Annotated in this window: 1 protein-coding gene; it reads right to left on the bottom strand. The window is 48.5% G+C overall.

Annotated elements, in window-relative coordinates; all coding sequences use genetic code 11:
- Positions 1 to 1,105: N-acetylmuramoyl-L-alanine amidase (locus A3751_RS01095; RefSeq protein ID WP_068451209.1), on the bottom strand; the 1,105-nt coding region annotated here is incomplete at its 3' end.
- Positions 1,106 to 1,171 lie beyond the last annotated feature (66 nt).

Below are 1,171 nucleotides of genomic sequence, written 5' to 3'. Positions count from 1 at the left end.
AAATCGAAGTCGCGATCTTACGCTGATATTTTTGTGTCTTAAGACGACGAGACTCAGCAGGATTCGAAATAAAACCCGTCTCCACCAAAATAGACGGGATATCAGGCGACTTAAGAACAGCAAAACCCGCCTGCTGCACCTGTGACTTGTGCAATCGCGCGACACCGCCAAGCGAGCTAAGTACCTTGTCGCCGACCGAAAGACTAGCCTTCAGGCTCGCAGTAGAGCTTAGATCAAGCAGCACTGAGGCAAGCATATCGTCATGATCACCTAGCTTTACACCACTACCACCAATTAAATCAGACGCATTCTCTTTCTTTGCTAGCCAGCGAGCCGTCTCACTCGAAGCCCCTCGCAAAGACAAGGCGTAAACAGAGGCACCATTAGCCTGAGCGCGCGTAAATGCATCCGCATGTACAGATACAAACAAATCTGCGTTGCGCTTTCGCGCAATTTCTGTGCGTTTACGAAGCCCAATGTAATAATCGGTCTCCCGTGTTAGGTACGCTTTATACCCTTGTACCGCATTAATCTGGCGCACCAACTCTTTTGAAATCGCCAAAACTACGTCTTTCTCACGCACTTTGCCTGGCCCAATAGCACCCGGATCTTCGCCACCATGCCCTGGATCAACGACCACAACGACATCCCGTCTGCCGTCTACGATATCCAGTTTTTTCACAGGTTTAGACGCGCTCTTTGCACTCTTTGGATACAAATCGATCACCAAACGATTTCCGTACTGGTCGTTGGGTGCTAAAAGAAAACTCTTTGGCTTCACCTGCTGCTTCATGTCCAGAACGATACGAAGATCTGAACCATTACGCACCGCACTGCGAATTGACTTAACCGGAGATGCCGCAAGATCAAGCGTATCAANACGCGTTTTCTTTTTAGCGCCTTTCAGATCAATCACCACACGCTCTGGATTTTGCAAAGTCATTAGTTTGTGACTGACAGATGACCCAAGATCTAAAACCAAGCGCGAATGATCCGGCGCGTTCCACAGCCGAATTTCCTTTACATCAACCGGCTTTGCCGCAACGGACGAGACCGAAACCAACAATATTGAACATGCAGCGATGAATCTCAGAACACTAGACATGAAACACCTCGTTCTCAAACTCCACAACATCAACACAACTAGAAGCCGCGACCTTGCCATCACAAA

The sequence above is a fragment of the Oleiphilus sp. HI0080 genome (assembly GCF_001635135.1).
This window is presented reverse-complemented; position numbering and strand designations above follow the sequence as displayed.